Origin of the sequence: Polynucleobacter sp. es-GGE-1, assembly GCF_018882005.1 — a bacterium.
GTDB lineage: Bacteria > Pseudomonadota > Gammaproteobacteria > Burkholderiales > Burkholderiaceae > Polynucleobacter.
In genome coordinates, this window is record NZ_JACVPE010000001.1 from 72,291 (window position 1) to 97,068 (window position 24,778).

Genomic DNA, 24,778 nt, shown 5'->3' on the forward strand with positions numbered 1-24,778 from the left:
GCACCCATGGCAAAAATATTCTGTATTGCAAATCAAAAAGGCGGCGTTGGTAAGACCACTACTGCGGTTAATTTAGCTGCGGGATTAGTTGGGCTTGGACAGCGAGTATTGCTGGTGGACTTAGATCCACAAGGGAACGCCACGATGGGCTCTGGGGTTGAAAAAGCAGATTTGAACAACAGCGTTTATCAAGTTTTAATTGGCTTGGCTGCAGTAAAAGATTGCGCACAACCTTGCGAAAGTTCTGGCTACGATGTGTTACCTGCCAATCGTGATTTAGCAGGAGCGGAAATTGAATTGGTAGATATGGATGCGCGCGAATCACGTTTGAAAGATGCGCTTGCGCAAGTAGCCACTGACTATGACTTCATCTTGATTGATTGCCCGCCTGCTTTGTCATTGTTAACGCTCAATGGATTGTGTGCAGCGAATGGCGTCATCGTACCAATGCAGTGTGAGTACTTTGCGCTAGAAGGCTTGTCGGATTTGGTAAACACCATTAAACAAGTGCATGCCAATTTAAATCCTGACCTGGTGATTATTGGCTTATTGCGAGTCATGTTTGATGCGCGCATGACCTTGCAGCAGCAAGTATCCGATCAGTTAATAGAACACTTTGGAGATAAGGTCTTTAAGGCGATTATTCCTCGTAATGTCAGGCTTGCCGAGGCGCCATCTTATGGCCTTCCGGGCGTTGCGTTTGACAAGACATCGCGCGGTGCAAAAGCATATTTAGAGTTTGGCGCCGAGATGGTTGAGCGCATCAAACACATGTAATTTTTTAAGAAGATAGAACATCATGGTTGCCATTAAGAAAAAAGGTTTAGGCAGGGGTCTAGAGGCCTTGCTCGGTGAGAAAGCTGCGCAAGCGAACTCTTCCGCAGAAATAAACCGTTTGCCCTTAACTGCATTGCAAGCGGGCAAATACCAGCCACGTCAAAAAATGGAAACGGGCGCACTTCAAGAATTGGCGGAGAGCATTCGAGAACAAGGCGTGATGCAACCGCTCTTGGTGAGAATGGTAAGCGCTGGTAAGTACGAAATTATTGCTGGTGAAAGACGCTTTCGTGCCGCCACGCTTGCCGGCTTAAAAGAAGTTCCTGTTTTGGTTTCTGATGCTGATGATCAAGCCGCAGCCGCAATGGCTTTGGTAGAGAATATGCAACGTGAGGACTTAAACCCTCTAGAGGAGTCACAGGGTTTGGCGCGTTTGATCGAAGAATTTGGTTTTACGCATGAGCAGGCTGCAAAAGCAGTGGGCAAGTCCCGTAGCGCCATTAGTAATTTATTGCGCTTAGCGCAGCTGGCCAAGCCTGTACAAGCAATGCTGTTGGCGGGTGATATTGATATGGGCCATGCCCGTGCGCTGTTGCCGCTTCCTAGTGCTAGCCAGGTTGCACTGGCACAGAAGATTGCCGCTCAAGGCCTTTCTGTGCGCGAAGCGGAAAGAATGGCTGCAGCGCTGGTAATTGCAGGCGGACAAATTGGGGACAAAAAAACAAAGACTAAGGCTGGTGAAGTTGTGCCGAGTCGTGATCCTGACATGCGCCGCTTAACCCAAGAAATCGCTGATTTAATTGGGTTAAATGCTGAATTTAAGTTCAAAGGCAAAGGCGGAGAGCTCAGAATTCGCTTTAGCCAGTTTGATGAGCTTGATTCCCTATTAAAAAAGCTGGGTATAGCGGCTGACTAGCTGCTCATTGGCAAAAGACTTTTGTGAATAACAAACCGCTCAATACCAAACGTGAATGGGATGAAATTGAGGAAGATTCCTTTAAAACCCTTAGCAAAGAAGAAATGGATGCCTTGCGTGCATCAAAGCCACGTAATTTTTCTTCAATCAATTCATGGTGGGTTGTTTTAAGTCAGGTAGCGGTTACTCTGGTGATTGCTGGAGCGTGCTTTGTTTTTTCCAGTCAAGCTGATAAAAGCGTTTATACTTATTCGGCTTTAGTAGGCGGTTTGATTGGATTTTTGCCTTCCGCGCTGTTTTTGATGCGAATAGAGGCGGCAAAGAAGAGTGTCAAACGCAGCCCCGGCGGCTTTTTGGCGGCAGTGGTTTCTGGCGAATTTATCAAAATCCTAGTAACTATCGTTTTGTTCATAGGCTTTGCCCTAAAGCAGCCTGATTTGAAATGGATCCCGTTGCTTGTTACTTATTTGGCTACCCTCAAGTGTTACTTGTTGGCGTGGTTTTGGAAGTAACAAGAAGCAAATAAACAAGGACAAGTAAGAGATGTCTAGTGAAGTTAACGCAGCAGCAGAAGTAGGCCACCACGCGGCTACAGAAGCGCTTACACCAACTGCTTACATTGCGGAACATCTGCAAAATCTCAACAATATTGGGGGGCCACAGGCATCCATTATTGACTTCAGCGTTATTCATTTCGATACCATGTTTTGGACCACCCTCATGGGCTTGGTCGCAGTCCTACTGTTGGTGATCGCCGCTCGCAAAGCTTCGCCAGGTGTCCCGGGCCGCTTTCAATGTTTGGTTGAAATGCTGGTTGAAATGGTCGAGACTCAATCCAAAGGGATTGTTCACGGTGACAGATCTTATATTGCCCCATTGGCCCTGTTTGTTTTTTGCTGGATCATTCTCTTAAATACTTTGGATTTAGTTCCGGTAGATTGGGTTGTTGGCGTCAATCACTTTATTGAAGGTTTTGGTGTGCACGTGCCGCACCATAAGATTGTTCCAACCACGGATCTGAATGCCACCCTTGGAATGTCTTTCTCAGTGTTGCTGTTGGTTTTCTTTTACAGCTTTAAGGTAAAAGGCGTTGGCGGATTTCTGCATGAGCTCATTTCTGCCCCTTTTGGCGCTAAGTGGTATTTGGCCCCATTTAATCTCATCCTCAACATCATTGAATATATTGCTAAAGGTGTTTCTTTAGGGATGCGACTTTTTGGCAATATGTATGCTGGCGAGTTGATATTTTTGTTGATCGCCCTCTTGGGAAGTATGTGGACCTTCAATTTAGATCTCTACATGCTCGGCTTTGTTGGCAACGTACTTGCGGGCTCTGCTTGGGCTATTTTTCATATTTTGGTGATTTTGTTGCAAGCCTTTATTTTTATGATGTTGACCTTGGTTTACATCGGCCAAGCGCATAGTCACCATTAACCTTTTTTATTTTTAACCTCACCTTCAATACTTAGGAGTAAACATGCAAGCATTCTTAGCCAACATTCAAGGACTAACCGCTATCGGTATTGGCCTCATCATCGGCCTCGGCGCTTTAGGAGCCTGTTTGGGCATTGGCCTAATGGGTGGTAAGTTCATTGAGGGCGCTGCCCGTCAACCAGAACTCATCAACGAATTGCAAACCAAAATGTTCCTTTTGGCTGGTTTGATCGACGCTGCGTTCTTGATCGGCGTTGGTGTTGCAATGTTGTTTGCTTTCGCAAACCCACTGCTCGCAGTTATTAAGTAATTGTTTTGGCGTGGATGACCAACGGGTCATCCAACCGTTCTCAACAATACTGAAAGGAATATCGTGAATCTGAACGCGACCCTATTCGCGCAAATGATCGTCTTTTTTGTCTTATGGTGGGTGGTTGCACGTTTTGTGTGGCCTCCATTGGTTAAGGCATTAGACGAGCGTTCGACCAAAATTGCAGATGGCTTGGCTGCGGCCGAGCGCGGCAAAGAAGAATTAGCACTCGCAAATAATGCGGCCGAACAAGAGCTTTCTAAAGCACGTCAAGAAGGTATTCAGCGTGTGGCTGAAGCAGAAAAACGTGCGCAAATGTCAGCCGAAGAAATTCGTGCGAACGCACAAGCTGAAGCTGCGCGCATTATTTCGCAAGCGAAAGAAGATGCTGATCAACAAGTGACTCGTGCTCGTGAAGTATTGCGTGCGGAAGTGGCTGTGTTAGCCGTTAAAGGCGCTGAGCAGATTTTGCGTCGTGAAGTGGATGCAAAAGCCCACGGCGCATTGCTTGATCAACTTAAGGCAGAGCTTTGATATGGCTGAGTTAGCCACCATTGCACGTCCTTATGCTGAGGCACTTTTTCAAAGTGCTCAGTCTGCTGAACTTGCTTCGATGCTCGAGCAGTTGAATGAATTGGCTCAGCTCGCTGTGCTGCCGGAAGTTGCTGGTTTGTCTAATAATCCAAAAGTTTCTGCTGATGATTTGACTAAGCTTCTTTCCGGTATGGTCAAGACAAAGTTAGATGGCAAAGTTTCTAGCTTTTTAAGCCTTGTGAATCAAAGCCATCGTCTCGCAGCCATCCCTGAAATTGCAAGCCAATTTGAGTCGATGAAAAATAAAAGCGAAGGTGCAGCAGAAGTAATGATTACCAGCGCATTCCCTCTGGAGGGAAGTGCACTAAATGATTTGTTGTCAAGTTTGAAGAAGCGTTTTGGGGGTAAAGATTTGCGCCCAACTATTCAGGTTGATCCAGCATTGATTGGCGGTGTTCGCATTCAAGTTGGTGATGAAGTAATGGATAGTTCTGTAAAGGCACGGTTAGCTCAAATGCAAGCAAGTCTTGGCGCATAAGTTATCCCGATTAAGAACATACGAAATAAGACCCAGGAGTAAGTAATGCAACTCAACCCTTCCGAGATCAGCGAGCTGATCAAAAGCCGAATTAGCGAAATGGGCGTTGACACCCAGTCTCGCAATGAAGGTACCGTCATTTCCGTGACCGACGGTATTTGCCGTGTTCATGGCTTGTCAGGTGTTATGCAAGGCGAAATGTTGGAGTTCCCTAACAACACTATCGGCCTCGCTTTGAACCTTGAGCGTGATTCTGTTGGTGCTGTAGTGTTGGGTGAATATACTCACATTAAAGAAGGCGACCCCGTTAAATGTACGGGCCGCATTTTAGAAGTTCCCGTTGGTCCAGAGTTGCTCGGGCGCGTTGTTAACGCACTTGGTCAACCCATTGATGGCAAAGGCCCAATCAATACCAAGTTAACTGACTTTATTGAAAAAGTTGCTCCTGGCGTGATCGCACGTCAATCTGTTAGCCAGCCAGTACAAACGGGTTTGAAAGCGATTGACGCGATGGTTCCTATTGGTCGTGGTCAGCGTGAGTTGATCATTGGCGACCGTCAAACTGGTAAGACAGCGGTTGCAGTTGACGCGATCATTAACCAAAAGGGTAAAGGCGTTTATTGCGTTTACGTTGCGATTGGTCAAAAGGCTTCTACTATTGCTAACGTGGTTCGCAAGCTCACAGAATTGGGCGCGATGGATTACACCGTAGTGGTTGCAGCGAGTGCTTCCGAGTCTGCAGCGATGCAATACCTCTCTGCATACGCAGGTTGCACCATGGGTGAATATTTCCGTGATCGTGGCGAAGATGCTTTGATTGTTTACGATGACTTGACCAAGCAAGCGGTTGCTTATCGTCAAATCTCCTTGTTGCTACGTCGCCCACCAGGTCGCGAAGCCTATCCTGGTGACGTGTTCTACCTCCACTCACGCTTGCTCGAGCGCGCTGCTCGTGTAAACGCTGAGTATGTTGAGAAGTTCACCAACGGCGCAGTAAAAGGTAAAACCGGCTCTTTGACTGCTTTGCCAATTATTGAAACTCAAGCTGGTGACGTTTCTGCATTCGTTCCAACCAACGTGATTTCCATTACTGACGGTCAGATCTTCTTGGAAACTGACTTGTTCAACGCTGGTGTGCGTCCTGCGATTAACGCCGGTATTTCGGTTTCCCGCGTTGGTGGTGCAGCACAAACTAAAGTCATTAAGAAATTGTCTGGTGGTATTCGTACCGACTTAGCGCAATACCGTGAATTGGCAGCGTTTGCTCAGTTCGCCTCAGATCTTGACGAAGCAACCCGCAAGCAGCTCGAGCGTGGCCGTCGTGTTACTGAATTGTGTAAGCAGGCTCAATATAAGCCGCTCCAAGTTTGGGAAATGGCTGCTTCACTCTATGCCGTGAACAACGGTTTCTTTGACGATATCGAAGTGAAGAATGTATTGCCATTTGAAAAGGGCTTACAAGACCATTTGAAATCTAAATATGCAGATTTAGTTGGCCGCATCGAAGAAACTAAAGATTTGAGCAAAGAAGACGAAGCCGCTTTGCGTGCTGCGATTGAGGACTACAAGCGTTCAGCAGCCTTCTAAGGACGTATAGAGATCATGGCCGGTACAAAAGAGATACGATCAAAGATCAAGAGCGTGCAAAACACGCGCAAGATCACGAAGGCAATGGAAATGGTCGCCGCATCCAAGATGCGTCGCGCCCAGGAGCGCATGCGTAATGCGCGCCCATATGCTGAAAAAATTCGTGAAATTGTGGCCAATCTTTCTAAAGCGAATCCTGAGTACCGCCCTGCTTACATGGCGACTCGTGAAGTAAAGAAAGTTGGCACGATCTTGGTTACAACAGACAAAGGCTTATGCGGTGGCTTGAATACCAACGTACTGCGTTTGATTGCTAACCAAGTGCGCGAGTTGCAAGATAAAAATGTTGGTATTGAGTACACCGCGATTGGTTCAAAAGGCCTGCAATTTTTGAATCGTTCAAAAGCGAAACTCATTTCTCAAACAATCCAAATTGGTGACACACCCCATTTAGATGTTTTGATTGGCGCAATTACTGCCCAGTTAGAGGCGTTTGAGAGAGGTGAGATTGATGCGGTCTATTTGGCATATACCCGCTTTGTAAATGCAATGAAACAAGAGCCCGTTTTAGAGAAGCTTTTGCCTTTGGAGCCAGCTGCTTTAACTCCTGAAGATAAAGCAGGCCCCTCTTGGGATTACATCTATGAGCCTGACGCTGAGTCCATCTTAAATGGACTGTTGAAGCGTTACGTTGAAGCAATGATTTACCAAGCCGTTGCTGAAAACATGGCTTCTGAGCAATCTGCACGCATGGTCTCAATGAAGGCCGCTTCAGATAATGCGAAGAACGTGATTGGCGAATTGCAATTGGATTACAACAAAACACGACAAGCTGCCATTACCAAAGAGTTGTCAGAAATTGTTGGTGGAGCGGCTGCTGTTTAAGCGGTCAGCGTTTAGGAATACGAAAGAATTTAGGAATTAAGAGCGGAGAAAGCGATGAGTAACGGAAATATCGTGCAATGTATCGGTCCAGTGGTGGACATTCAGTTCCCACGCGACAAAATGCCAAACATTTATGATGCGTTGACATTAGTTGAAAGTGGTGAAAAATCATTTGCTGAAAAAGGTTTGACCTTTGAAGTTCAGCAACAAATCGGTGACGGCGTAGTTCGCGCGATTGCCATGGGTGCAAGCGATGGCTTGCGTCGTGGCATGGAAGTGAAATCTACTGGTAAGCCAATTTCTGTTCCAGTTGGCCCAGCAACACTTGGCCGCATTATGGATGTATTGGGTCGCCCAATTGATGATGCAGGCCCAATTGCCACTGAAGAGCGTCGCGCTATTCACCAGCCAGCACCAAAGTTTGATGAACTCTCCCCTTCTGTTGATCTGCTCGAAACCGGCATTAAGGTGATCGACTTGGTTTGCCCATTCGCTAAAGGCGGTAAGGTTGGCTTGTTCGGTGGTGCGGGTGTTGGTAAGACCGTCAACATGATGGAATTGATTAACAACATTGCTAAACAACACTCAGGTTTGTCAGTGTTTGCTGGTGTTGGTGAGCGTACTCGTGAAGGTAATGACTTCTATCACGAGATGAAAGAATCTAACGTTATCGATAAAGTGGCGATGGTGTTTGGTCAGATGAATGAGCCTCCAGGTAACCGTTTGCGCGTTGCGTTGACAGGTTTGACCATGGCTGAAGCATTCCGTGACGAAGGCCGTGATATTTTGTTCTTCGTTGACAACATCTACCGTTACACATTGGCCGGTACTGAAGTTTCTGCCTTGCTTGGTCGTATGCCTTCTGCTGTGGGTTACCAGCCTACATTGGCTGAAGAGATGGGTAAATTGCAAGAGCGTATTACCTCTACGAAGACAGGTTCTGTTACTTCTATTCAAGCCGTTTACGTTCCTGCGGATGACTTGACTGATCCGTCACCAGCGACAACCTTCTTGCACTTAGACTCCACAGTTGTGTTGTCACGTGATATTGCGGCTTTGGGTATTTATCCAGCGGTTGACCCACTTGACTCCACCAGCCGTCAGCTCGACCCACAAGTGGTTGGTCAAGAGCACTATGAAGTAGCTCGCTCGGTTCAGATGACATTGCAACGCTACAAAGAGTTGCGTGACATTATTGCGATTTTGGGTATGGACGAATTGTCTCCTGAAGACAAGTTGGCCGTGGCTCGTGCTCGTAAGATTCAACGTTTCTTGTCCCAGCCTTTCCACGTTGCTGAGGTGTTCACTGGTTCACCAGGTAAATACGTTCCATTGAAAGAAACCATCCGTGGCTTCAAGATGATCGTCAGTGGTGAGTTGGATCACTTGCCAGAGCAAGCGTTCTACATGGTGGGTTCAATTGATGAAGCCATCGAGAAAGCCAAAAAGCTTTAATCGATTTCATCTAGGGAAATTATGTCAACCATACGCGTCGATGTAGTAAGTGCTGAGCACTCTATTTTTAGCGGGGAAGCCAAATTTGTCGCGCTTCCTGGCGAAACTGGTGAGCTCGGCATTTTGCACGGCCACACTCCTCTGATCACACGTATTCGTCCAGGTTCAGTTCGTATTGAAAAAGCCGATGGTGACGAAGAGTTCGTTTTCGTGGCGGGTGGCTATTTAGAGGTTCAGCCAGACCACGTGACCGTATTAGCAGATACTGCTATTCGAGGTCATGATCTTGATGAAGCCAAAGCGCTCGAAGCTAAGAAGCGTGCTGAAGAAGCCATGCAAAACCGTGGCACCGATTTTGATTTGGCTTTAGCTCAGTCCGAGTTCGCTATGGCCGCTGCACAGTTGGCTGCTATCGCCCGCTTCCGTCGCAAAAAGTAAGCGCTGGTTATCCCCTTGCTGTTAAACGACCGTTTTTTAAAAGCCTGCTTGGGTGAAGCGGTTGATCAAACACCGCTTTGGCTCATGCGCCAAGCTGGGCGATACCTTCCTGAATACAATGCTACGCGGGCTAAGGCAGGAAGTTTTTTAGGGCTTGCAAAAAATCCTGCATACGCGACTGAAGTAACACTTCAGCCCTTAGATCGCTATCCATTGGATGCAGCTATTTTATTCTCTGATATTTTGACTGTCCCAGATGCTATGGGATTGGGATTGAAATTTACTGCTGGTGAAGGCCCTAGCTTTGATCATCCGCTTCGTACTGAAGAAGCGGTTAAGAAATTACGCGTAGCAGATATGGGTGAGCTCAGGTACGTATTTGATGCTGTCTCTGAGATCCGTAAAGCTTTGATCCAGAATGGCAAACAACGCGTTCCTTTGATTGGCTTCTCAGGAAGCCCATGGACATTAGCTTGCTACATGATTGATGGTTCAAGTTCAGATGATTTCCGTCATGCCAAGACGATGATGTTTAGTCGCCCTGATTTGTTGCAGCATGTTCTAGATATCAATGCACAATCGGTTGCCGCTTATCTCACTGAGCAATTAAAAGCGGGCGCACAGGCGTTGATGATTTTTGATACTTGGGGTGGAATGCTGCCAGATGGTTGGTATCAAAAAATGTCTTTGGCCTCGATGCAAAAAGTGATTGCATTGTTGCCGCGTGAGCATGAAGGTAGAAAAATTCCAGTGATTATGTTTACAAAAGGCGGCGGCATCTGGTTAAACGATATGGCACAAGTTGGCGCTGATGTCATTGCCATTGACTGGACTATGTCTCTCAGTCGCGCACGTAAACAGTTGCTGTCTTTAAATAAGCCTTTGGCATTACAAGGCAATCTGGATCCTCTAATTTTGTTCTCAGAGCCTGAGCAGATCGCTCAGCAGGCAAGTGCATTACTAGATGATTTGGCGAGTGCTCCAACTCTCAAGCCAGGCCTCCATCCATTGGATGGACATGTATTTAATCTGGGTCACGGGATCTCTCAATTTACCCCGCCAGAAAGCGTAACTGCTTTAACAGAAACCGTTATTCAGCACTCCAGGGCTCTTAGATCAAAGCAATAATCCATAGTATTTGCTAACTTTCAGTATTTTTAGACAAAAGTTATGCACAATTTTGGTCATAATTCAAAATTCAGTGAGATTCCGATTAAAGATGAACTTTAACTTTCGGAAGTTCTTATAAGTTATTGATTTATATGATTATCTGGCTATTGGGCTCAAATTGAGTGCTAGCACAGATTGCTGGTAAATTAGCTTATAAATCATAATTCTTGGATGATATCCACAGACTTATCCACAAGCAAAATAGAAAAAAGAAGTAAATGCCCTTACCCATTGTGGTCCAAGTAGTTGTTGATAAGCCCTTGGCCCAGGGTTTTGATTATTTGTGGAATAAAGAGGTGCTGGGGGTCGACCCAGAAATTGGCCATATTGTTGAAGTTCCTTTTGGGCGATCAACTTTGGTTGGCGTGGTGATAAAAGTTAGTACTCACTCTGATTTTGATAAATTAAAGGGTGTAACTAAGCTTTCCCCATTGTCGCTGCTAGATCCAGCGACACTCAGACTAATGAATTTTGCTAGCCAGTATTACATTCATGGACTTGGGGAAACCATCATTCCAGCAATTCCACAGATGTGGAAAAAGCCAGCAGATTGGGAAAAAATACCTGCAAAGTTAATGCTAGGCGAAACAAAGAAAAAGAAAAAGGAAGAGCCCAAACTAAGCGAAGGTTATATCAGCGAAGCGCAGTTAAATGAAGCTCAAGAGTTAGCCTTAAAAGATTTGCGAGCCAATGCCATTGCGCAAGAATTTAAAGTGGCCCTACTTCAAGGTCAAACCGGTAGCGGAAAGACCGCTGTGTTTTTAAATTGGCTAAAAACCATTCTTCAGAATGACAATTCTCAAGCATTAATTTTGGTGCCGGAGATTAACTTAACGCCACAGTTAGAGCGCAGGGTGCGCGCTTATTTTCCGGATAAGAAAATGGTAGTGCTCCATAGTGGCGTGAGCGAAAAAAAACGTGGCATTGCTTGGTATGAAGCGCTTACTGGAAAAGCGCAAATCATTTTGGGTACAAGATTGGCGGTATTAACTCCATTACCGAATCTGCGTGCAATTGTGGTTGATGAAGAGCATGACCCATCTTATAAGCAACAAGATGGAATTCGTTACTCGGCTAGAGATTTAGCCGTTTGGCGTGCACACGATTTAAAGATTCCGATATTGCTTTCTTCAGCTACGCCCTCACTTGAAACTTGGATGGCAGCCAAATCAGGACGCTATCAGTATCTGCGCTTAGACCAACGAGCACAGGGTGCGAGCCTGCCAAAAGTACATTTAATTAATACGCGAGATCCACAGAATCAGTTTAGCCCTGGAGATATTGATAGGCCCACAGCAAAAATTTCATTGAGTAAGCCCTTGGTAAATGCAATGAATAAAAATTTGCAAGATAAAAAGCAAAGCCTAGTATTGATTAATCGAAGAGGCTATGCACCGGTGTTGAGCTGTAGTGCGTGCTCATGGTTATCGAAGTGTCAGCAGTGCAGTTCATATATGGTGATGCATAAGGCAGGTGCTTTAGGACGTAAGCCAGTGTTAAGTTGCCACCACTGTGGCTTGGTTAAGCCCATTCCTAGTCATTGTCCTGATTGTGGTAATGCCGATTTAAAAATGTTGGGTCAAGGTACCCAAAAGTTAGAGGATGCTATTGAAGAGGTCTGGCCTAAGGGAAGAGTTCTTCGGGTGGATACAGACTCTAGTCGCAAGAGCAAAGGCGCGGAGGAGCTGTTTCAAGAAATTCATGATGGGAATGTAGACATCGTAGTTGGCACTCAAATGATTGCTAAAGGACATGACTACCAAAACATTGGCATGGTTGCAGTGCTAGATGCGGATAGCCGTTTGTTCTCCCAAGATTTTCGAGCAGCAGAAAGACTATTTGCACAGCTCGTTCAGGTGGCGGGCAGAGCTGGAAGGGCTAACAAAGATGGAGAGCAGAGTGGTGATATTTATATCGAAACCCAATTTCCGGAAGCGGCAGTATTTCAGTATTTGTTATGGCATGATGTTGATGGATTTCTATCTCACATTGCTAGCGAGCGAGATGAGGCTAAATTACCGCCCTTCTCTTATCAGGGCTTGGTCCACGCTGAAGCCAAGAGTTTGGATAAGGCAATTGGGTTTTTGAGTTCTATAAAAGCACGCTTAAGAGATCAGGGCCTGATTACACAGGGTCTCCGGGTCTACGACCCCGTTCCCAAAAGCATTATGCGGGTCGCTGGAAATGAGCGTGCTCAGCTGGTCATCGAGTCCGATGATCGTAGGCAACTGCAGGATGTTCTAGAGGCAATCGATCGCGATTTGCGAGATAGCTCTCAAGGACGCATTAGCAAACTTGAGCGCATTCGTTGGTTGATTGAGCGTGACCCAATCTCAATCTAATGTTTACGCTCCAGGGCCTGAGATGTATTTTTCTAAACTCATGAGTTGATTGAATTCTGAAATAAGACTGTCGTCTGAGCTCGCTTTGATTTTGAATAACCAAACTGCATACGGTTTTTCATTGACAAGCTCGGGAGAGGCTTCGACTTCCGCATTGAGCTCAACAATTTCACCGCTCACTGGCGCATGAATATCGCTCGCTGCTTTGACAGACTCGATTACCGCAATGGCTTCGCCCTGCTTGACTAGTTGACCAATCTTAGGCGCTTGAAAGAACATTACATCTCCCAAGGCTTCTTGAGCATGATTGCTAATCCCAACCCACACTAGGCCATCACTTTCCATATCGGCCCACTCATGAGTTTCTGCAAATTTAAATGTATCTTGGCTGTTCATGTTTTATCCTTTGAGAACATTTTATGTGTAGTCCCATAAACTAGCTTTGATTGAAAAATTCACATATGCCAATTAAATTAGGAATTGTCCCAGTTGCTCCGTTTGAGCAAAACTGCTCGATTCTGGTCTGTCAGGAGACTGGGGATGCTGCCGTGGTTGATCCAGGTGGTGATATTGAAAAGATTCTTGATGGTGTTCAACAAATGGGCGGCAATGTAAAAAAGATTTTGTTGACCCATGGACATTTAGATCACTGCGCCTGTGCTAAAGATTTGGCCGATCAGTTGGGCGTTCCCATTGAAGGCCCCCAGGAGGATGAACGTTTTTGGATTGAGCAGTTGCCTGAGCAGACTGTGCGTTTTGGTTTTGGTCATGCAAAAGTATTTGAGCCAAATCGTTGGCTCAATGATGGCGATCATGTTCAAGTTGGCAATGTTGATTTAGAAGTATTGCATTGCCCTGGACATACGCCGGGGCACGTTGTCTTTTTTGATAAAGAAGATCGTCTAGCCATTGTGGGCGATGTCTGTTTGCAGGTTCAATTGGCAGAACAGATTTTCCGCGCGGCAATCATGCCGACTTGATCAGCGCAATTAAAACAAAACTTTTGCCGCTTGGGGATGATGTGCAGTTTGTACCCGGACATGGGCCCATGTCTACATTTGGACAAGAACGCAAAACTAACCCCTATGTTGGGGATGGCACTTAAAACAGTAAAACGAAAAAATTAGGCTTTTGCTGAACCGGTACGGTGGGTACGGTTATAGAGGCAGCTAGCGCAAATCCAGCGTTGCTTACGATTGCTAGTCGGAATCCATGTGCCACCCTCAAGTCGTTTTTCGCGACTGCAAGAAGAGCAAAACTTGAGGCTCTGGGAAGAATCTTGGGTAACTGCTGGAGTCGAGGTAGTCATGGGCAATCCGGGTAAGGCAAATCTTTATACAGAGATCTATTTTAACCGTTTTGTCCTGCTGGTATTGGGGTTAAGACAACCCGGACAGAATCGGCTGTCTTGTTACCGTCAAAATCCAGCCAAGCCTTGTTTTCAAAGTCGTAGAGCTTGCATTTGCGAGCAGTATCAAAATACCAGCCCCAAGAGAACTTTTGAACAAAAATACGCTCTGGAAGGATGGTTTCAAGGGTTTTTTGGGCCTCTGTGAGACGATAGAGGGGCACGCTCATGTCTACGTGATGGGCAGTGTGCTCCATGATATGGTGCATTAAAGCACCCCAAATCCAGTTAAAAGTCAGGTGAACTGTGGTTGACACAAAAGGCTGGGCGCGGAGCCATTCAGATTTTTTGTCATACCAAGAGACTGAAGGATGGGTGTGGTGAACATAGACCACAAATCCAATCATGCCATTCCAGAATAAGAATGGCACTGCAAAACCAGTCACTAAACCCACCAAAATGGATTGATCGGTAGCGATTGCGCCGGCAATGAGACAGCCAATCCAGACTATTCCGAAGGCGCTTACGAGCAGATTATCTTTAAGGAAAATGGGGCGATCGCCAGGTTTGTTCTGTGCATTGGGGAAGTATTCACGTCTCCACCAAATTTCAATAAGGTAGTAGAAAACAGGGCCCCAACCACTGCGATACAGGCGCTCCAGAGCTTTCCGGCCAGGGGACAGTGCGTCATATTCTGCTTTTGATAACGGCGCCCAAACAAAGTCAAAACCTTTTAAATTGGTTTGGCCGTGGTGCACTACGTTATGGCCAACATCCCAAAGGCTATATGGAGTCAGGGATGGCAAGAATGCAATGCGACCCAACACCTTATTGAGCTCACGACTCGGTGTGAAGCTTTGATGGCATGCATCGTGACCCAAAATAAAAATGCGACCGGTTACAAAACCAGCAACCACCCCAAAAATGATTTTGAGCAGAATGTTTTCAACGAAAATCGTCCCCGCGATACAGCTGAGCCACAAAAAAGCATCGATCATGAGCAACATGATCGCGCGCCCAGTTTCACCTTGTGCCATTGGAATTAACCAACTCCGAATAATCTTTCGGTGTGGCAAGGGCGCCTCAGGAGGCAAAGGATTTGTCAGAGAGGGCTCTGAAAGGGCTGAATTTAGATGTGTAGACACGATAAGAATCAATAATTTAGATCCAAATGATAGCGGTTTTCATAGTTTTGCGCATGATGTAGGTCAAATACCCCTTCTGTTTTGGCGCGCCCGGCAGGAATCGAACCTGCGACCCTTGGCTTCGGAGGCCAATACTCTATCCACTGAGCTACGGGCGCCAGGAAAACTGGCTACCTCGCTATTGTAAGTGCCTCTATCCTTGCTCTCTAGTTATAATCACCGCAAATCAACCCTACAACGCATTAAAAGATAAATTCTTATGAGCAACGAGCACGGAAACCTAATTAAGTCCCCAAAACAACTCATCATCGTGGTGTTTGCAAGCTTTTTTGTGCCCTTGATTATTATTTTGTTGTTGATGGTATTTGTGAACAACGGTAAGCGTGGCGATTCTTCTAGCACCTCCGAAGCGCTTATTAAGCCGGTGGCCCAGTTGAATGTGCAAGAGGCCAGCAGCACACCGGCCCCTAATGCCAAATAAAATTTTTTAGTACCTGATAAAGCTGGCTATATGCCAGCTTTTTTATTGGTCTGAATTGCTATCTTTCGCGTCAAGTGCAATTTGATAGGCATCTTTTTTTGTTAAGCCCAACACTTGTGAAAGTACTGCTGCGATCTCTTTGCTGCCTAGATATGGGTTTAATGCGTTTGCCCAACGCATTAGAGAGGCATGCTCTGGAGCCTCGTCAGCATTGGCGTGGCGCCCTGCAATCAGTATGATGAATTCACCTTTAAGGCTCTCAGCATTTTCAATCCACGATGCAATTTCTTGGGCCTGAATGGAAACAAGTTGCTCAAATTTTTTAGTGAGCTCACGGCAAATAAAAACTTGGCGCTCTTTTTCTAATGACCCGGCAAGAAACAGAAGTGTTTCACGAATATTGTGTGGTGACTCAAAGAAGATGCTCGTTTTTTTACTGCTACAAATATCGTGCAAAAGCGCATCGCGCTCTTTAGTTTTATGTGGCCAAAAACCCAAGAATTGAAATTGACCATCGGAGTTGAGCATGACAGACCCCGATGCAGATATGGCGCAGGATACCGAGCTGGCACCAGGAATCGGAATGATACGAAAGCCCGCTTTTTGCACTTCGTCTACAAGTCGAGCGCCAGGATCTGAAACCCCGGGAGTCCCAGCATCCGAAATATAGGCCCAGCGCTCATGGTTGGCTAGGTGTTGGATCACTGTTTGGGCGCCGCCAAGCTCATTGTGCGCATGCAAGGCCAAACATTTTTTATGAATGCCAAATTGCTGCAGTAGTGCGGCACTATGTCTAGTGTCTTCACAAGCGATGCCATCTACTGAATTTAGGACGTGAAGTGCGCGTAAGGTAATGTCACCTAAATTGCCAATCGGCGTAGCAATCATATACAAGGCCCCAGTAGGTAAATCCTGTTGCTTTAAAAAATCCAATGAGCCTAGTTCCATAGGAATATTGTCTGCTGAAGGTTAATCAATAAGCAAGAGAATACGTTGCTTTTGAGTTAAGCTGATTGCATCAGAATTTAGGCTTGCTTTGGCGCATAATATTGCTATGGATAAAGACACTATTGAACGTTTGCGCAAGCGCACCTCTCAACATTTTTTAGACAGCATTGCGGTAAAGCAAGAGGCTGAAAAAATTCTTCCAGAGTCTGTGGCACATGGTGTGCAGGCGATGGTCGATTGTTTGAAGGCTGGCGGTAAAGTGATGGCTTGTGGCAATGGCGGCTCGGCAGCAGATGCACAACACTTTGCCGCTGAGTTGATGGGTCGATTTGAAAGAGAGCGCCAAGAGTTGGCTGCAGTTGCACTGACAACGGATACCTCGATCCTGACTGCGATTGGCAATGATTACAGCTATGACGAAGTCTTCAGCAAGCAAGTGCGTGGCCTTGGAAAAAAAGGCGACATTCTCTTGGGAATTTCGACGTCTGGCAACTCTAAGAACGTAATTAAAGCAATCGAAGCTGCAAAAAAAATTGGGATCAAAATTATTGCGCTTACTGGCAATGGCGGTGGAAAGATTGCGGCACTACTGGATAAGGATGATATTCATTTATGTGCGCCCTCAACTCGTACTGCGAGAATTCAAGAAACTCACTTAGTTTTACTGCATAGCCTGTGTGATGGCGTTGATCATATTTTGCTCGATTAATTTTTTTAAACACGCTAAAGAAATGCATATGCAAATTCAATCTTTCAGAAAATTAGTCATTGCTATAGTAATGACATCTCAATTATCTGCATGCGGAGTTTTGGCTGTAGGTGGCGTTGCTGCGGGTGCAAGCGTCATGGCTGATCGTCGTACTCCAGGAGTGCAAGCAATTGATAATGGTATTGAGTTGGAGGCGAATGCTGCGCTTGGCAAAAAGTTTGGTGATAACGCACACATTAACGTGACCTCATTCAATCAAAAAGTATTGCTGACAGGCGAAGTAAAAGATGCTGGTATCAAAAGCGAAGCAGGCGCATATGTAAAGGCGATGAAGAACGCGCACACCGTTTTTAATGAATTGATCATTGGCCCTAACAGCACATATACAGCACGTGCTAACGATTCTTATCTTGAGTCGAAAATAAAAACCCAGATGATCTTTACAGATCAATTGCCATCAAACTCTATGTCGATTATTGCCGAGGGATCAAGCGTCTATCTGATGGGCATCTTGACACAGAACGAAGCTGACTTAGCAAAAAAAGTTGCTAGCAATACAAATGGTGTGAAAGATGTTTATGTTTACTTTGACTTAATTTCTGTAGAAGAAAAAAATCGTCTAGAAAAGCAAGGCAAGGCCGATCAAACAACGCCAAACAGCCCGCCTAAATTCCAGTAATTTTTTTGGGTTAGTGATATCCGCAATGCGAGCAATTGTAAAAATAGTTTTTATATTTACAGCGCTTGCTTATTTCATTCCCCATGCGCATGCAGACAGCGAGGATCAAAAAGCATTTACGCTTGCAAAGCAAAATGCTTGCTTAGGTTGTCATGCTCTTGACAGAAAAATAGTGGGACCAAGCTTCCAATCCGTTGCGCAAAAATATAAAAGCAATCCAAATGCGCAAGCATTTTTGAAAAATAAAATCGCTAAAGGTGGTGCAGGCTCTTGGGGGGTTGTGCCCATGCCCGCGAATTCAAAGTTAAATGAAGCGGATTTATCTTTACTGGTTAGCTGGATATTGCGGGGTACACCGAGTCAAAATTGATGTGAGAATTCAGCGCGCATCAATCTGTTTAGCTTAGCGTGCGTGACGAGGTCTTCCTAAGAACCACCACCAAGCTTGATTCGCCAACTTCAAGTTTTCTTTTAGGGCGTAATCAAAGTCCGCCCACTGTTCATTAGCGGCCTCCTCAACAATCGTCCCAGAGTTTGCCGGTGGCAATTTGAGATACGCATCAGCATCACCGTAGGCATATTCAACTGTCATGCCAGCTTTTTGAGCTAGATGCATCATTGCTTTGTTGTTAGCTAGGCAGTGAACATAAAGCGTTTGAATATTGCTATTGCGTGAGTGCACTGCCGAGCGTTGCAGCAGAGCGGTTCCAAGCCCCTGCGCCCTTCCCTCTGGCAATACTGATACGCCAAATTCAGCGGCGTGAGCTTGCCCTTTGATTTCAGGCAAATACGCTAGATGCGCCATGCCAATGAGCCTTAAATCATGGTCAAAGACGCCAAAAACAGCATCTCGCTTGAAATTAAGGCTCTCAACATAGTGATGAATAACTTCATCAGGGGTCTGGGTGCCAAAACGTAAGCGACGATCTTCAGCGCCCAACTGCAATAGATGGTTCAGAATTTCTGACCTGTGGCCTGCATGAAGCTCTCGAACTGGCACGGCCTTCCCTGCCATATAAGGCTGGGTAGATAAGTGATCGTTTGCTAAGTTATTATTGTGCATAGCAACATTTTAGCAGAAAAGCAGGAAAAATTAAGGGTTTTCCCTAGGGTGTGGACTATCTGCAAATAAGCATCAAAAATCTAGGTTTAGCGCCCTTCCTTTTTACGCAAAAGCTCTAAAAAGAGGAAATATCTAAAAAAGTTGAAAAATTTTTCAAAATTTATCCCATTGATTTCATTGGTTTTATTTGAAAAGTCAGAAAAATCTTCGTCTTTTATAGGTAAAAGAGTGGGAAAGGTGTTGACAACCCTATTCGGGTATGTCATAGTCTCGCTTCTTCGCTGAATGTTTTTGAAAAACGATTCAGCCCTCTTTAAAAATTAGTCAACCGATAATTGTGGGTACTAGGCGAAAGCATCCAGTCCTTCGGGACAGATGTAAACAAATAGTACTCATAGACAGTAAAAAGATTTGGTTTTATTACCAAGTCAATTTCTTGAATGAGTGCGACGATCCGCAAGGATCACAGGAATTAAACTGAAGAGTTTGATCCTGGCTCAGATTGAACGCTGGCGGCATGCCTTACACATGCAAGTCGAACGGCAGCACGGGTGCTTGCACCTGGTGGCGAGTGGCGAACGGGTGAGTAATACATCGGAACGTACCTTATCGTGGGGGATAACGCAGCGAAAGCTGTGCTAATACCGCATACGCCCTGAGGGGGAAAGCGGGGGATCGAAAGACCTCGCGCGATTAGAGCGGCCGATGCCTGATTAGCTTGTTGGTGGGGTAAAAGCCCACCAAGGCGACGATCAGTAGCTGGTCTGAGAGGACGATCAGCCACACTGGGACTGAGACACGGCCCAGACTCCTACGGGAGGCAGCAGTGGGGAATTTTGGACAATGGGGGCAACCCTGATCCAGCAATGCCGCGTGAGTGAAGAAGGCCTTCGGGTTGTAAAGCTCTTTTGTCAGGGAAGAAACACCGGCTCTAACACAGTCCGGGAATGACGGTACCTGAAGAATAAGCACCGGCTAACTACGTGCCAGCAGCCGCGGTAATACGTAGGGTGCGAGCGTTAATCGGAATTACTGGGCGTAAAGCGTGCGCAGGCGGTTATACAAGACAGGCGTGAAATCCCCGGGCTTAACCTGGGAATGGCGCCTGTGACTGTATAGCTAGAGTGTGTCAGAGGGGGGTAGAATTCCACGTGTAGCAGTGAAATGCGTAGATATGTGGAGGAATACCAATGGCGAAGGCAGCCCCCTGGGATAACACTGACGCTCATGCACGAAAGCGTGGGGAGCAAACAGGATTAGATACCCTGGTAGTCCACGCCCTAAACGATGCTGACTAGTTGTTCGGGATTTACATCCTGAGTAACGTAGCTAACGCGTGAAGTCAGCCGCCTGGGGAGTACGGTCGCAAGATTAAAACTCAAAGGAATTGACGGGGACCCGCACAAGCGGTGGATGATGTGGATTAATTCGATGCAACGCGAAAAACCTTACCTACCCTTGACATGTCACTAACGAAGTAGAGATACATTAGGTGCTCGTAAGAGAAAGTGAACACAGGTGCTGCATGGCTGTCGTCAGCTCGTGTCGTGAGATGTTGGGTTAAGTCCCGCAACGAGCGCAACCCTTGTCTTTAGTTGCTACGCAAGAGCACTCTAAAGAGACTGCCGGTGACAAACCGGAGGAAGGTGGGGATGACGTCAAGTCCTCATGGCCCTTATGGGTAGGGCTTCACACGTCATACAATGGTGCATACAGAGGGTTGCCAACCCGCGAGGGGGAGCTAATCTCAGAAAATGCATCGTAGTCCGGATCGTAGTCTGCAACTCGACTACGTGAAGCTGGAATCGCTAGTAATCGCGGATCAGAATGTCGCGGTGAATACGTTCCCGGGTCTTGTACACACCGCCCGTCATACCATGGGAGTGGGTTTTGCCAGAAGCCGTTAGCCTAACCGCAAGGGGGGCGACTGCCACGGCAGGGTTCATGACTGGGGTAAAGTCGTAACAAGGTAGCCGTATCGGAAGGTGCGGCTGGATCACCTCCTTTCTAGAGAAAAGATGCTGGAGCTATAGTGCCCACACTTATCGGTTGACAATAAAAGCCACGGGTCTGTAGCTCAGCTGGTTAGAGCACTGTGTTGATAACGCAGGGGTCGTAGGTTCAAGTCCTACCAGACCCACCAATCAGCGTTGATATGGACTTAGTGGACGTTGGGGGATTAGCTCAGCTGGGAGAGCACCTGCTTTGCAAGCAGGGGGTCGTCGGTTCGATCCCGTCATCCTCCACCAACATCTAAATGTCAAAACTAAGCGAATACTGAATCGTTTAGTTTTGCCATTTATGGCTGTTCTTTAAAAATTTGAGTAAGCAAAGTGTCAAATGTTTCTTTGAGAGGACATTTGACAATGTAATAAGGGTAAAGATTGAATCATCAATCAGTAATATCAAACGAGTTTTACAAAGTTCTTAACAAGTACTTACAGTTTGGATTACGGCAAACATGTCAGAAGTAGAAGTAAAACCTGTAACAGGTACTAGCAATGGTGCTCGTTATAGGATCAAGTGAATAAGTGCACATGATGGATGCCTTGGCGATTACAGGCGACGAAAGACGTTATAACCTGCGATAAGCCCCGGGGAGCTGGTAAATAAGCTTTGATCCGGGGATTTCTGAATGGGGAAACCCACCACTTTTGTGGTATCCATACCTGAATACATAGGGTATGAGAAGCGAACCTTGTGAACTGAAACATCTAAGTAGCAAGAGGAAAAGACATCAACCGAGATTCCCAAAGTAGTGGCGAGCGAAATGGGAAGAGCCTTCTAGTGATAGCTCAGTAATTAACAGAATGGAATGGAAAGTCCAACAATAAAGGGTGATAGTCCCGTATGTGAAAATTATTGAGTGGTACTAGGCTAGAGACAAGTAGGGCGGGACACGAGAAATCCTGTCTGAATATGGGGGGACCATCCTCCAAGGCTAAATACTCGTAATCGACCGATAGTGAACAAGTACCGTGAGGGAAAGGCGAAAAGAACCCCGGGAGGGGAGTGAAATAGATCCTGAAATTGTGTGCATACAAACAGTAGGAGCCTCGTAAGGGGTGACTGCGTACCTTTTGTATAATGGGTCAGCGACTTACATTCAGTAGCAAGCTTAACCGAATAGGGAAGGCGTAGCGAAAGCGAGTCCGAATAGGGCGCTAGTTGCTGGGTGTAGACCCGAAACCAGTTGATCTATCCATGGCCAGGTTGAAGGTGCGGTAACACGTACTGGAGGACCGAACCCACTAACGTTGAAAAGTTAGGGGATGAGCTGTGGATAGGGGTGAAAGGCTAAACAAAACTGGAAATAGCTGGTTCTCTCCGAAAACTATTTAGGTAGTGCCTCGTGTATCACTGTAGGGGGTAGAGCACTGTCATGGTAGTGGGGTCCATTGCGGATTACTGCGCCATAGCAAACTCCGAATACCTACAAGTGCAAGCACGGGAGACAGACATCGGGTGCTAACGTCCGGTGTCAAGAGGGAAACAACCCAGACCGCCAGCTAAGGTCCCTAATATATGCTAAGTGGGAAACGAAGTGGGAAGGCTAAAACAGTCAGGAGGTTGGCTTAGAAGCAGCCATCCTTTAAAGAAAGCGTAATAGCTCACTGATCGAGTCGTCCTGCGCGGAAGATGTAACGGGGCTAAGCATATAACCGAAGCTGCGGATCACAGCAATGTGATGGTAGGAGAGCGTTCTGTAAGCCTGTGAAGGTGTCTTGTAAAGGATGCTGGAGGTATCAGAAGTGCGAATGCTGACATGAGTAGCGATAAAGGGGGTGAAAAGCCCCCTCGCCGTAAGCCCAAGGTTTCCTGTTCAACGTTCATCGGAACAGGGTGAGTCGGCCCCTAAGGCGAGGCAGAGATGCGTAGCTGATGGGAACAAGGTTAATATTCCTTGACCATTGTTAGATGCGATGGGGGGACGGATCGCGGAAAGTTGTCCGGGTGTTGGATGTCCCGGTTCTTGCGTTGGAGATGGCTATTAGGTAAATCCGGTAGCGTAATTCAAGGGCGTGAGACGAGCGAATTTATTCGCGAAGCAATTGGAAGTGGTTCCAAGAAAAGCCTCTAAGCTTCAGTCTAACAAGACCGTACCGCAAACCGACACAGGTGGGCGAGATGAGTATTCTAAGGCGCTTGAGAGAACTCAGGAGAAGGAACTCGGCAAATTTGCACCGTAACTTCGGGATAAGGTGCGCCCTTGTAGTTTGACCGTGAACAACGGAAGGACGAAAGGGTTGCAATAAAAAGGTGGCTGCGACTGTTTAATAAAAACACAGCACTCTGCAAACACGAAAGTGGACGTATAGGGTGTGACGCCTGCCCGGTGCTGGAAGATTAAATGATGGGGTGCAAGCTCTTGATTGAAGTCCCAGTAAACGGCGGCCGTAACTATAACGGTCCTAAGGTAGCGAAATTCCTTGTCGGGTAAGTTCCGACCTGCACGAATGGCGTAACGATGGCCACACTGTCTCCTCCTGAGACTCAGCGAAGTTGAAATGTTTGTGATGATGCAATCTACCCGTGGCTAGACGGAAAGACCCCATGAACCTTTACTGTAGCTTTGCATTGGACTTTGAATCGGTCTGTGTAGGATAGGTGGGAGGCGTTGAAAGCGGAATGCTAGTTTCGCTGGAGCCAACCTTGAAATACCACCCTGATTTATTTGAGGTTCTAACCTTGGCCCGTTATCCGGGTCGGGAACAGTGCATGGTAGGCAGTTTGACTGGGGCGGTCTCCTCCCAAAGTGTAACGGAGGAGTACGAAGGTACGCTTGGTACGGTCGGACATCGTACCTAAAGTGCAATGGCAAAAGCGTGCTTAACTGCGAGACCGACAAGTCGAGCAGGTGCGAAAGCAGGTCATAGTGATCCGGTGGTTCTGTATGGAAGGGCCATCGCTCAACGGATAAAAGGTACTCTGGGGATAACAGGCTGATACCGCCCAAGAGTTCATATCGACGGCGGTGTTTGGCACCTCGATGTCGGCTCATCTCATCCTGGGGCTGTAGCCGGTCCCAAGGGTATGGCTGTTCGCCATTTAAAGAGGTACGTGAGCTGGGTTTAAAACGTCGTGAGACAGTTTGGTCCCTATCTGCCATGGGCGTTGGAGATTTGACGGGGGCTGCTCCTAGTACGAGAGGACCGGAGTGGACATTCCGCTGGTGTACCTGTTGTTTCGCCAGAAGCATCGCAGGGTAGCTATGAATGGAAGAGATAACCGCTGAAAGCATCTAAGCGGGAAACTTGCCTGAAGATGAGATCTCCCGTAGGTTTAACCTACATAAAGGGTCGTTGAAGACCACAACGTTGATAGGTCGGGTGTGGAAGTGCAGTAATGCATTAAGCTAACCGATACTAATTGCCCGTTAGGCTTGATCCTATAACCAGCACTATTGTGTTGGATGTTTGCCAGATTTAATCTGCATCCTTATTACATGCTTACTCAAATAGAGTTGTTGATTTATCAGCAACTCAACCCTCTACGCCCGGTGACCATAGCGAATTGGAACCACTCCTTCCCATCCCGAACAGGACAGTGAAACGATTCTACGCCGATGATAGTGCGGATTACCCGTGTGAAAGTAGGTAACTGCCGGGCACCAATGCGACGCCCAGACCCCTTTAGGTCTGGGCGTTTTTACTTGTGCAAAGCGTTAGAGAGATTGACAGATACTCCGTTTGGAGTCAGAATATTGGGTTCGCGGAGGGGTGTCCGAGCGGCTAAAGGAGGCAGACTGTAAATCTGTTGGCTATGCCTACGTAGGTTCGAATCCTACCCCCTCCACCAGATGTGCGGGATTAGTTTAATGGTAAAACAGCAGATTTCCAATCTTCGGTCAAGAGTTCGATTCTCTTATCCCGCTCCAGATTTGTTGTATTAGATTTCGCCCATGTGGCTCAGTGGTAGAGCACTCCCTTGGTAAGGGAGAGGTCGGCAGTTCGATCCTGCCCATGGGCACCATGTTTGATTTTATTAATTGTGTATTTGGTGTTTGGTTTAAGAGTTA

The 24,778-nt window shown here is 46.6% G+C and carries 22 protein-coding genes, 6 tRNA genes, 3 rRNA genes and 1 pseudogene; 26 read left to right on the top strand and 6 right to left on the bottom strand.

Annotated features, from left to right (window positions below):
* Nucleotides 1-6: 6 nt before the first annotated feature.
* The 13 genes from ICN35_RS00385 (at nucleotide 7) to priA (ending at nucleotide 12,386) form a co-directional block, all read left to right on the top strand.
* Nucleotides 7-777: a ParA family protein gene (locus ICN35_RS00385; RefSeq protein ID WP_216123437.1), complete on the top strand. Its 771-nt coding sequence runs from the start codon at nucleotides 7-9 to the stop codon at nucleotides 775-777.
* Nucleotides 778-799: 22 nt separating this feature from the next.
* Nucleotides 800-1,693, top strand: coding sequence for a ParB/RepB/Spo0J family partition protein (locus tag ICN35_RS00390; RefSeq protein ID WP_216123439.1), 894 nt, complete (start codon nucleotides 800-802; stop codon nucleotides 1,691-1,693).
* A 23-nt stretch (nucleotides 1,694-1,716) separates the two neighbouring features.
* Nucleotides 1,717-2,205, top strand: coding sequence for an ATP synthase subunit I (locus ICN35_RS00395; RefSeq protein ID WP_370625639.1), 489 nt, complete (start codon nucleotides 1,717-1,719; stop codon nucleotides 2,203-2,205).
* A 31-nt stretch (nucleotides 2,206-2,236) separates the two neighbouring features.
* Complete coding sequence (atpB, locus tag ICN35_RS00400; protein WP_215296080.1) at nucleotides 2,237-3,127, top strand: F0F1 ATP synthase subunit A; 891 nt, start codon at nucleotides 2,237-2,239, stop codon at nucleotides 3,125-3,127.
* Nucleotides 3,128-3,170: 43 nt separating this feature from the next.
* On the top strand, nucleotides 3,171-3,437 hold the full coding sequence (atpE, locus tag ICN35_RS00405; protein ID WP_028818346.1) for a F0F1 ATP synthase subunit C: 267 nt from the start codon (nucleotides 3,171-3,173) through the stop codon (nucleotides 3,435-3,437).
* A 63-nt stretch (nucleotides 3,438-3,500) separates the two neighbouring features.
* The gene (locus tag ICN35_RS00410; protein WP_215296081.1) at nucleotides 3,501-3,971 is read left to right on the top strand and encodes a F0F1 ATP synthase subunit B; all 471 of its coding nucleotides are present in this window, start codon (nucleotides 3,501-3,503) and stop codon (nucleotides 3,969-3,971) included.
* Nucleotide 3,972: 1 nt separating this feature from the next.
* On the top strand, nucleotides 3,973-4,509 hold the full coding sequence (locus ICN35_RS00415; RefSeq protein ID WP_215297218.1) for a F0F1 ATP synthase subunit delta: 537 nt from the start codon (nucleotides 3,973-3,975) through the stop codon (nucleotides 4,507-4,509).
* Between the two features lie 45 nt (nucleotides 4,510-4,554).
* Nucleotides 4,555-6,096, top strand: coding sequence for a F0F1 ATP synthase subunit alpha (gene atpA, locus ICN35_RS00420; RefSeq protein ID WP_215296082.1), 1,542 nt, complete (start codon nucleotides 4,555-4,557; stop codon nucleotides 6,094-6,096).
* Between the two features lie 15 nt (nucleotides 6,097-6,111).
* Nucleotides 6,112-6,981 (top strand): F0F1 ATP synthase subunit gamma, encoded by an 870-nt coding sequence (gene atpG / locus ICN35_RS00425; protein WP_215296083.1) that lies wholly within the window; start codon nucleotides 6,112-6,114, stop codon nucleotides 6,979-6,981.
* Nucleotides 6,982-7,035: 54 nt separating this feature from the next.
* A complete protein-coding gene (gene atpD / locus ICN35_RS00430; RefSeq protein WP_112202554.1) occupies nucleotides 7,036-8,436 on the top strand; it encodes a F0F1 ATP synthase subunit beta in 1,401 nt (466 codons plus the stop codon).
* A 21-nt stretch (nucleotides 8,437-8,457) separates the two neighbouring features.
* Complete coding sequence (locus ICN35_RS00435) at nucleotides 8,458-8,874, top strand: F0F1 ATP synthase subunit epsilon (RefSeq protein ID WP_215296084.1); 417 nt, start codon at nucleotides 8,458-8,460, stop codon at nucleotides 8,872-8,874.
* 9 nt (nucleotides 8,875-8,883) lie between these two features.
* Nucleotides 8,884-10,002, top strand: a complete 1,119-nt coding sequence (hemE, locus tag ICN35_RS00440) for a uroporphyrinogen decarboxylase (RefSeq protein WP_370625640.1) — start codon at nucleotides 8,884-8,886, stop codon at nucleotides 10,000-10,002.
* A gap of 260 nt (nucleotides 10,003-10,262) precedes the next feature.
* A complete protein-coding gene (gene priA / locus ICN35_RS00445) occupies nucleotides 10,263-12,386 on the top strand; it encodes a primosomal protein N' (RefSeq protein ID WP_216123442.1) in 2,124 nt (707 codons plus the stop codon).
* 3 nt (nucleotides 12,387-12,389) lie between these two features.
* Here priA and gcvH read toward each other — a convergent pair whose 3' ends face one another.
* Nucleotides 12,390-12,782 (bottom strand): glycine cleavage system protein GcvH, encoded by a 393-nt coding sequence (gcvH, locus tag ICN35_RS00450; RefSeq protein WP_216123444.1) that lies wholly within the window; start codon nucleotides 12,780-12,782, stop codon nucleotides 12,390-12,392.
* Nucleotides 12,783-12,853: 71 nt separating this feature from the next.
* Here gcvH and ICN35_RS00455 point away from each other — a divergent pair.
* A pseudogene (locus tag ICN35_RS00455) lies at nucleotides 12,854-13,491 on the top strand (MBL fold metallo-hydrolase).
* Between the two features lie 18 nt (nucleotides 13,492-13,509).
* On the opposite strand, the gene ICN35_RS00460 reads toward ICN35_RS00455, so the two are convergent.
* From ICN35_RS00460 to ICN35_RS00470, 3 genes are all read right to left on the bottom strand, one after another.
* A complete protein-coding gene (locus ICN35_RS00460; protein ID WP_215296088.1) occupies nucleotides 13,510-13,695 on the bottom strand; it encodes a hypothetical protein in 186 nt (61 codons plus the stop codon).
* A gap of 41 nt (nucleotides 13,696-13,736) precedes the next feature.
* Complete coding sequence (locus ICN35_RS00465; protein WP_370624033.1) at nucleotides 13,737-14,879, bottom strand: fatty acid desaturase; 1,143 nt, start codon at nucleotides 14,877-14,879, stop codon at nucleotides 13,737-13,739.
* An 82-nt stretch (nucleotides 14,880-14,961) separates the two neighbouring features.
* Nucleotides 14,962-15,037: transfer RNA gene (locus ICN35_RS00470), tRNA-Arg, on the bottom strand.
* Nucleotides 15,038-15,138: 101 nt separating this feature from the next.
* Between ICN35_RS00470 and ICN35_RS00475 the strand changes: the two genes are divergently transcribed.
* Nucleotides 15,139-15,360 carry a hypothetical protein gene (locus ICN35_RS00475; protein ID WP_251370013.1) on the top strand — a complete coding sequence of 74 codons (222 nt, stop codon included), beginning with the start codon at nucleotides 15,139-15,141 and terminating at the stop codon, nucleotides 15,358-15,360.
* Nucleotides 15,361-15,402: 42 nt separating this feature from the next.
* Here ICN35_RS00475 and rsmI read toward each other — a convergent pair whose 3' ends face one another.
* On the bottom strand, nucleotides 15,403-16,308 hold the full coding sequence (rsmI, locus tag ICN35_RS00480) for a 16S rRNA (cytidine(1402)-2'-O)-methyltransferase (protein ID WP_216123446.1): 906 nt from the start codon (nucleotides 16,306-16,308) through the stop codon (nucleotides 15,403-15,405).
* Between the two features lie 106 nt (nucleotides 16,309-16,414).
* Here rsmI and ICN35_RS00485 point away from each other — a divergent pair, with 106 nt between their 5' ends.
* The 3 genes from ICN35_RS00485 (at nucleotide 16,415) to ICN35_RS00495 (ending at nucleotide 18,066) form a co-directional block, all read left to right on the top strand.
* Nucleotides 16,415-17,017, top strand: coding sequence for a phosphoheptose isomerase (locus ICN35_RS00485; protein ID WP_216123448.1), 603 nt, complete (start codon nucleotides 16,415-16,417; stop codon nucleotides 17,015-17,017).
* 70 nt (nucleotides 17,018-17,087) lie between these two features.
* A complete protein-coding gene (locus ICN35_RS00490) occupies nucleotides 17,088-17,696 on the top strand; it encodes a BON domain-containing protein (protein WP_255535645.1) in 609 nt (202 codons plus the stop codon).
* A 25-nt stretch (nucleotides 17,697-17,721) separates the two neighbouring features.
* On the top strand, nucleotides 17,722-18,066 hold the full coding sequence (locus ICN35_RS00495) for a c-type cytochrome (protein ID WP_216123452.1): 345 nt from the start codon (nucleotides 17,722-17,724) through the stop codon (nucleotides 18,064-18,066).
* Nucleotides 18,067-18,099: 33 nt separating this feature from the next.
* On the opposite strand, the gene ICN35_RS00500 is transcribed toward ICN35_RS00495, so the two are convergent.
* Nucleotides 18,100-18,759 carry a GNAT family N-acetyltransferase gene (locus tag ICN35_RS00500; protein ID WP_215296092.1) on the bottom strand — a complete coding sequence of 220 codons (660 nt, stop codon included), beginning with the start codon at nucleotides 18,757-18,759 and terminating at the stop codon, nucleotides 18,100-18,102.
* Between the two features lie 474 nt (nucleotides 18,760-19,233).
* Here ICN35_RS00500 and ICN35_RS00505 point away from each other — a divergent pair.
* The 8 genes from ICN35_RS00505 (at nucleotide 19,234) to ICN35_RS00540 (ending at nucleotide 24,732) form a co-directional block, all read left to right on the top strand.
* Nucleotides 19,234-20,766, top strand: a 16S ribosomal RNA gene (locus tag ICN35_RS00505).
* A 59-nt stretch (nucleotides 20,767-20,825) separates the two neighbouring features.
* Nucleotides 20,826-20,902 (top strand) — tRNA-Ile (locus tag ICN35_RS00510).
* Nucleotides 20,903-20,932: 30 nt separating this feature from the next.
* Nucleotides 20,933-21,008 (top strand) — tRNA-Ala (locus ICN35_RS00515).
* A 268-nt stretch (nucleotides 21,009-21,276) separates the two neighbouring features.
* Nucleotides 21,277-24,150: ribosomal RNA gene (locus ICN35_RS00520) — 23S ribosomal RNA — on the top strand.
* Nucleotides 24,151-24,255: 105 nt separating this feature from the next.
* Nucleotides 24,256-24,369, top strand: a 5S ribosomal RNA gene (gene rrf, locus ICN35_RS00525).
* Together the 16S, 23S and 5S rRNA genes with 5 tRNA genes alongside form the textbook arrangement of a ribosomal RNA operon.
* Nucleotides 24,370-24,473: 104 nt before the next feature.
* Nucleotides 24,474-24,558, top strand: a tRNA-Tyr gene (locus ICN35_RS00530).
* Nucleotides 24,559-24,563: 5 nt separating this feature from the next.
* Nucleotides 24,564-24,637: transfer RNA gene (locus tag ICN35_RS00535), tRNA-Gly, on the top strand.
* Between the two features lie 20 nt (nucleotides 24,638-24,657).
* A tRNA-Thr gene (locus ICN35_RS00540) sits at nucleotides 24,658-24,732 on the top strand.
* Nucleotides 24,733-24,778 lie beyond the last annotated feature (46 nt).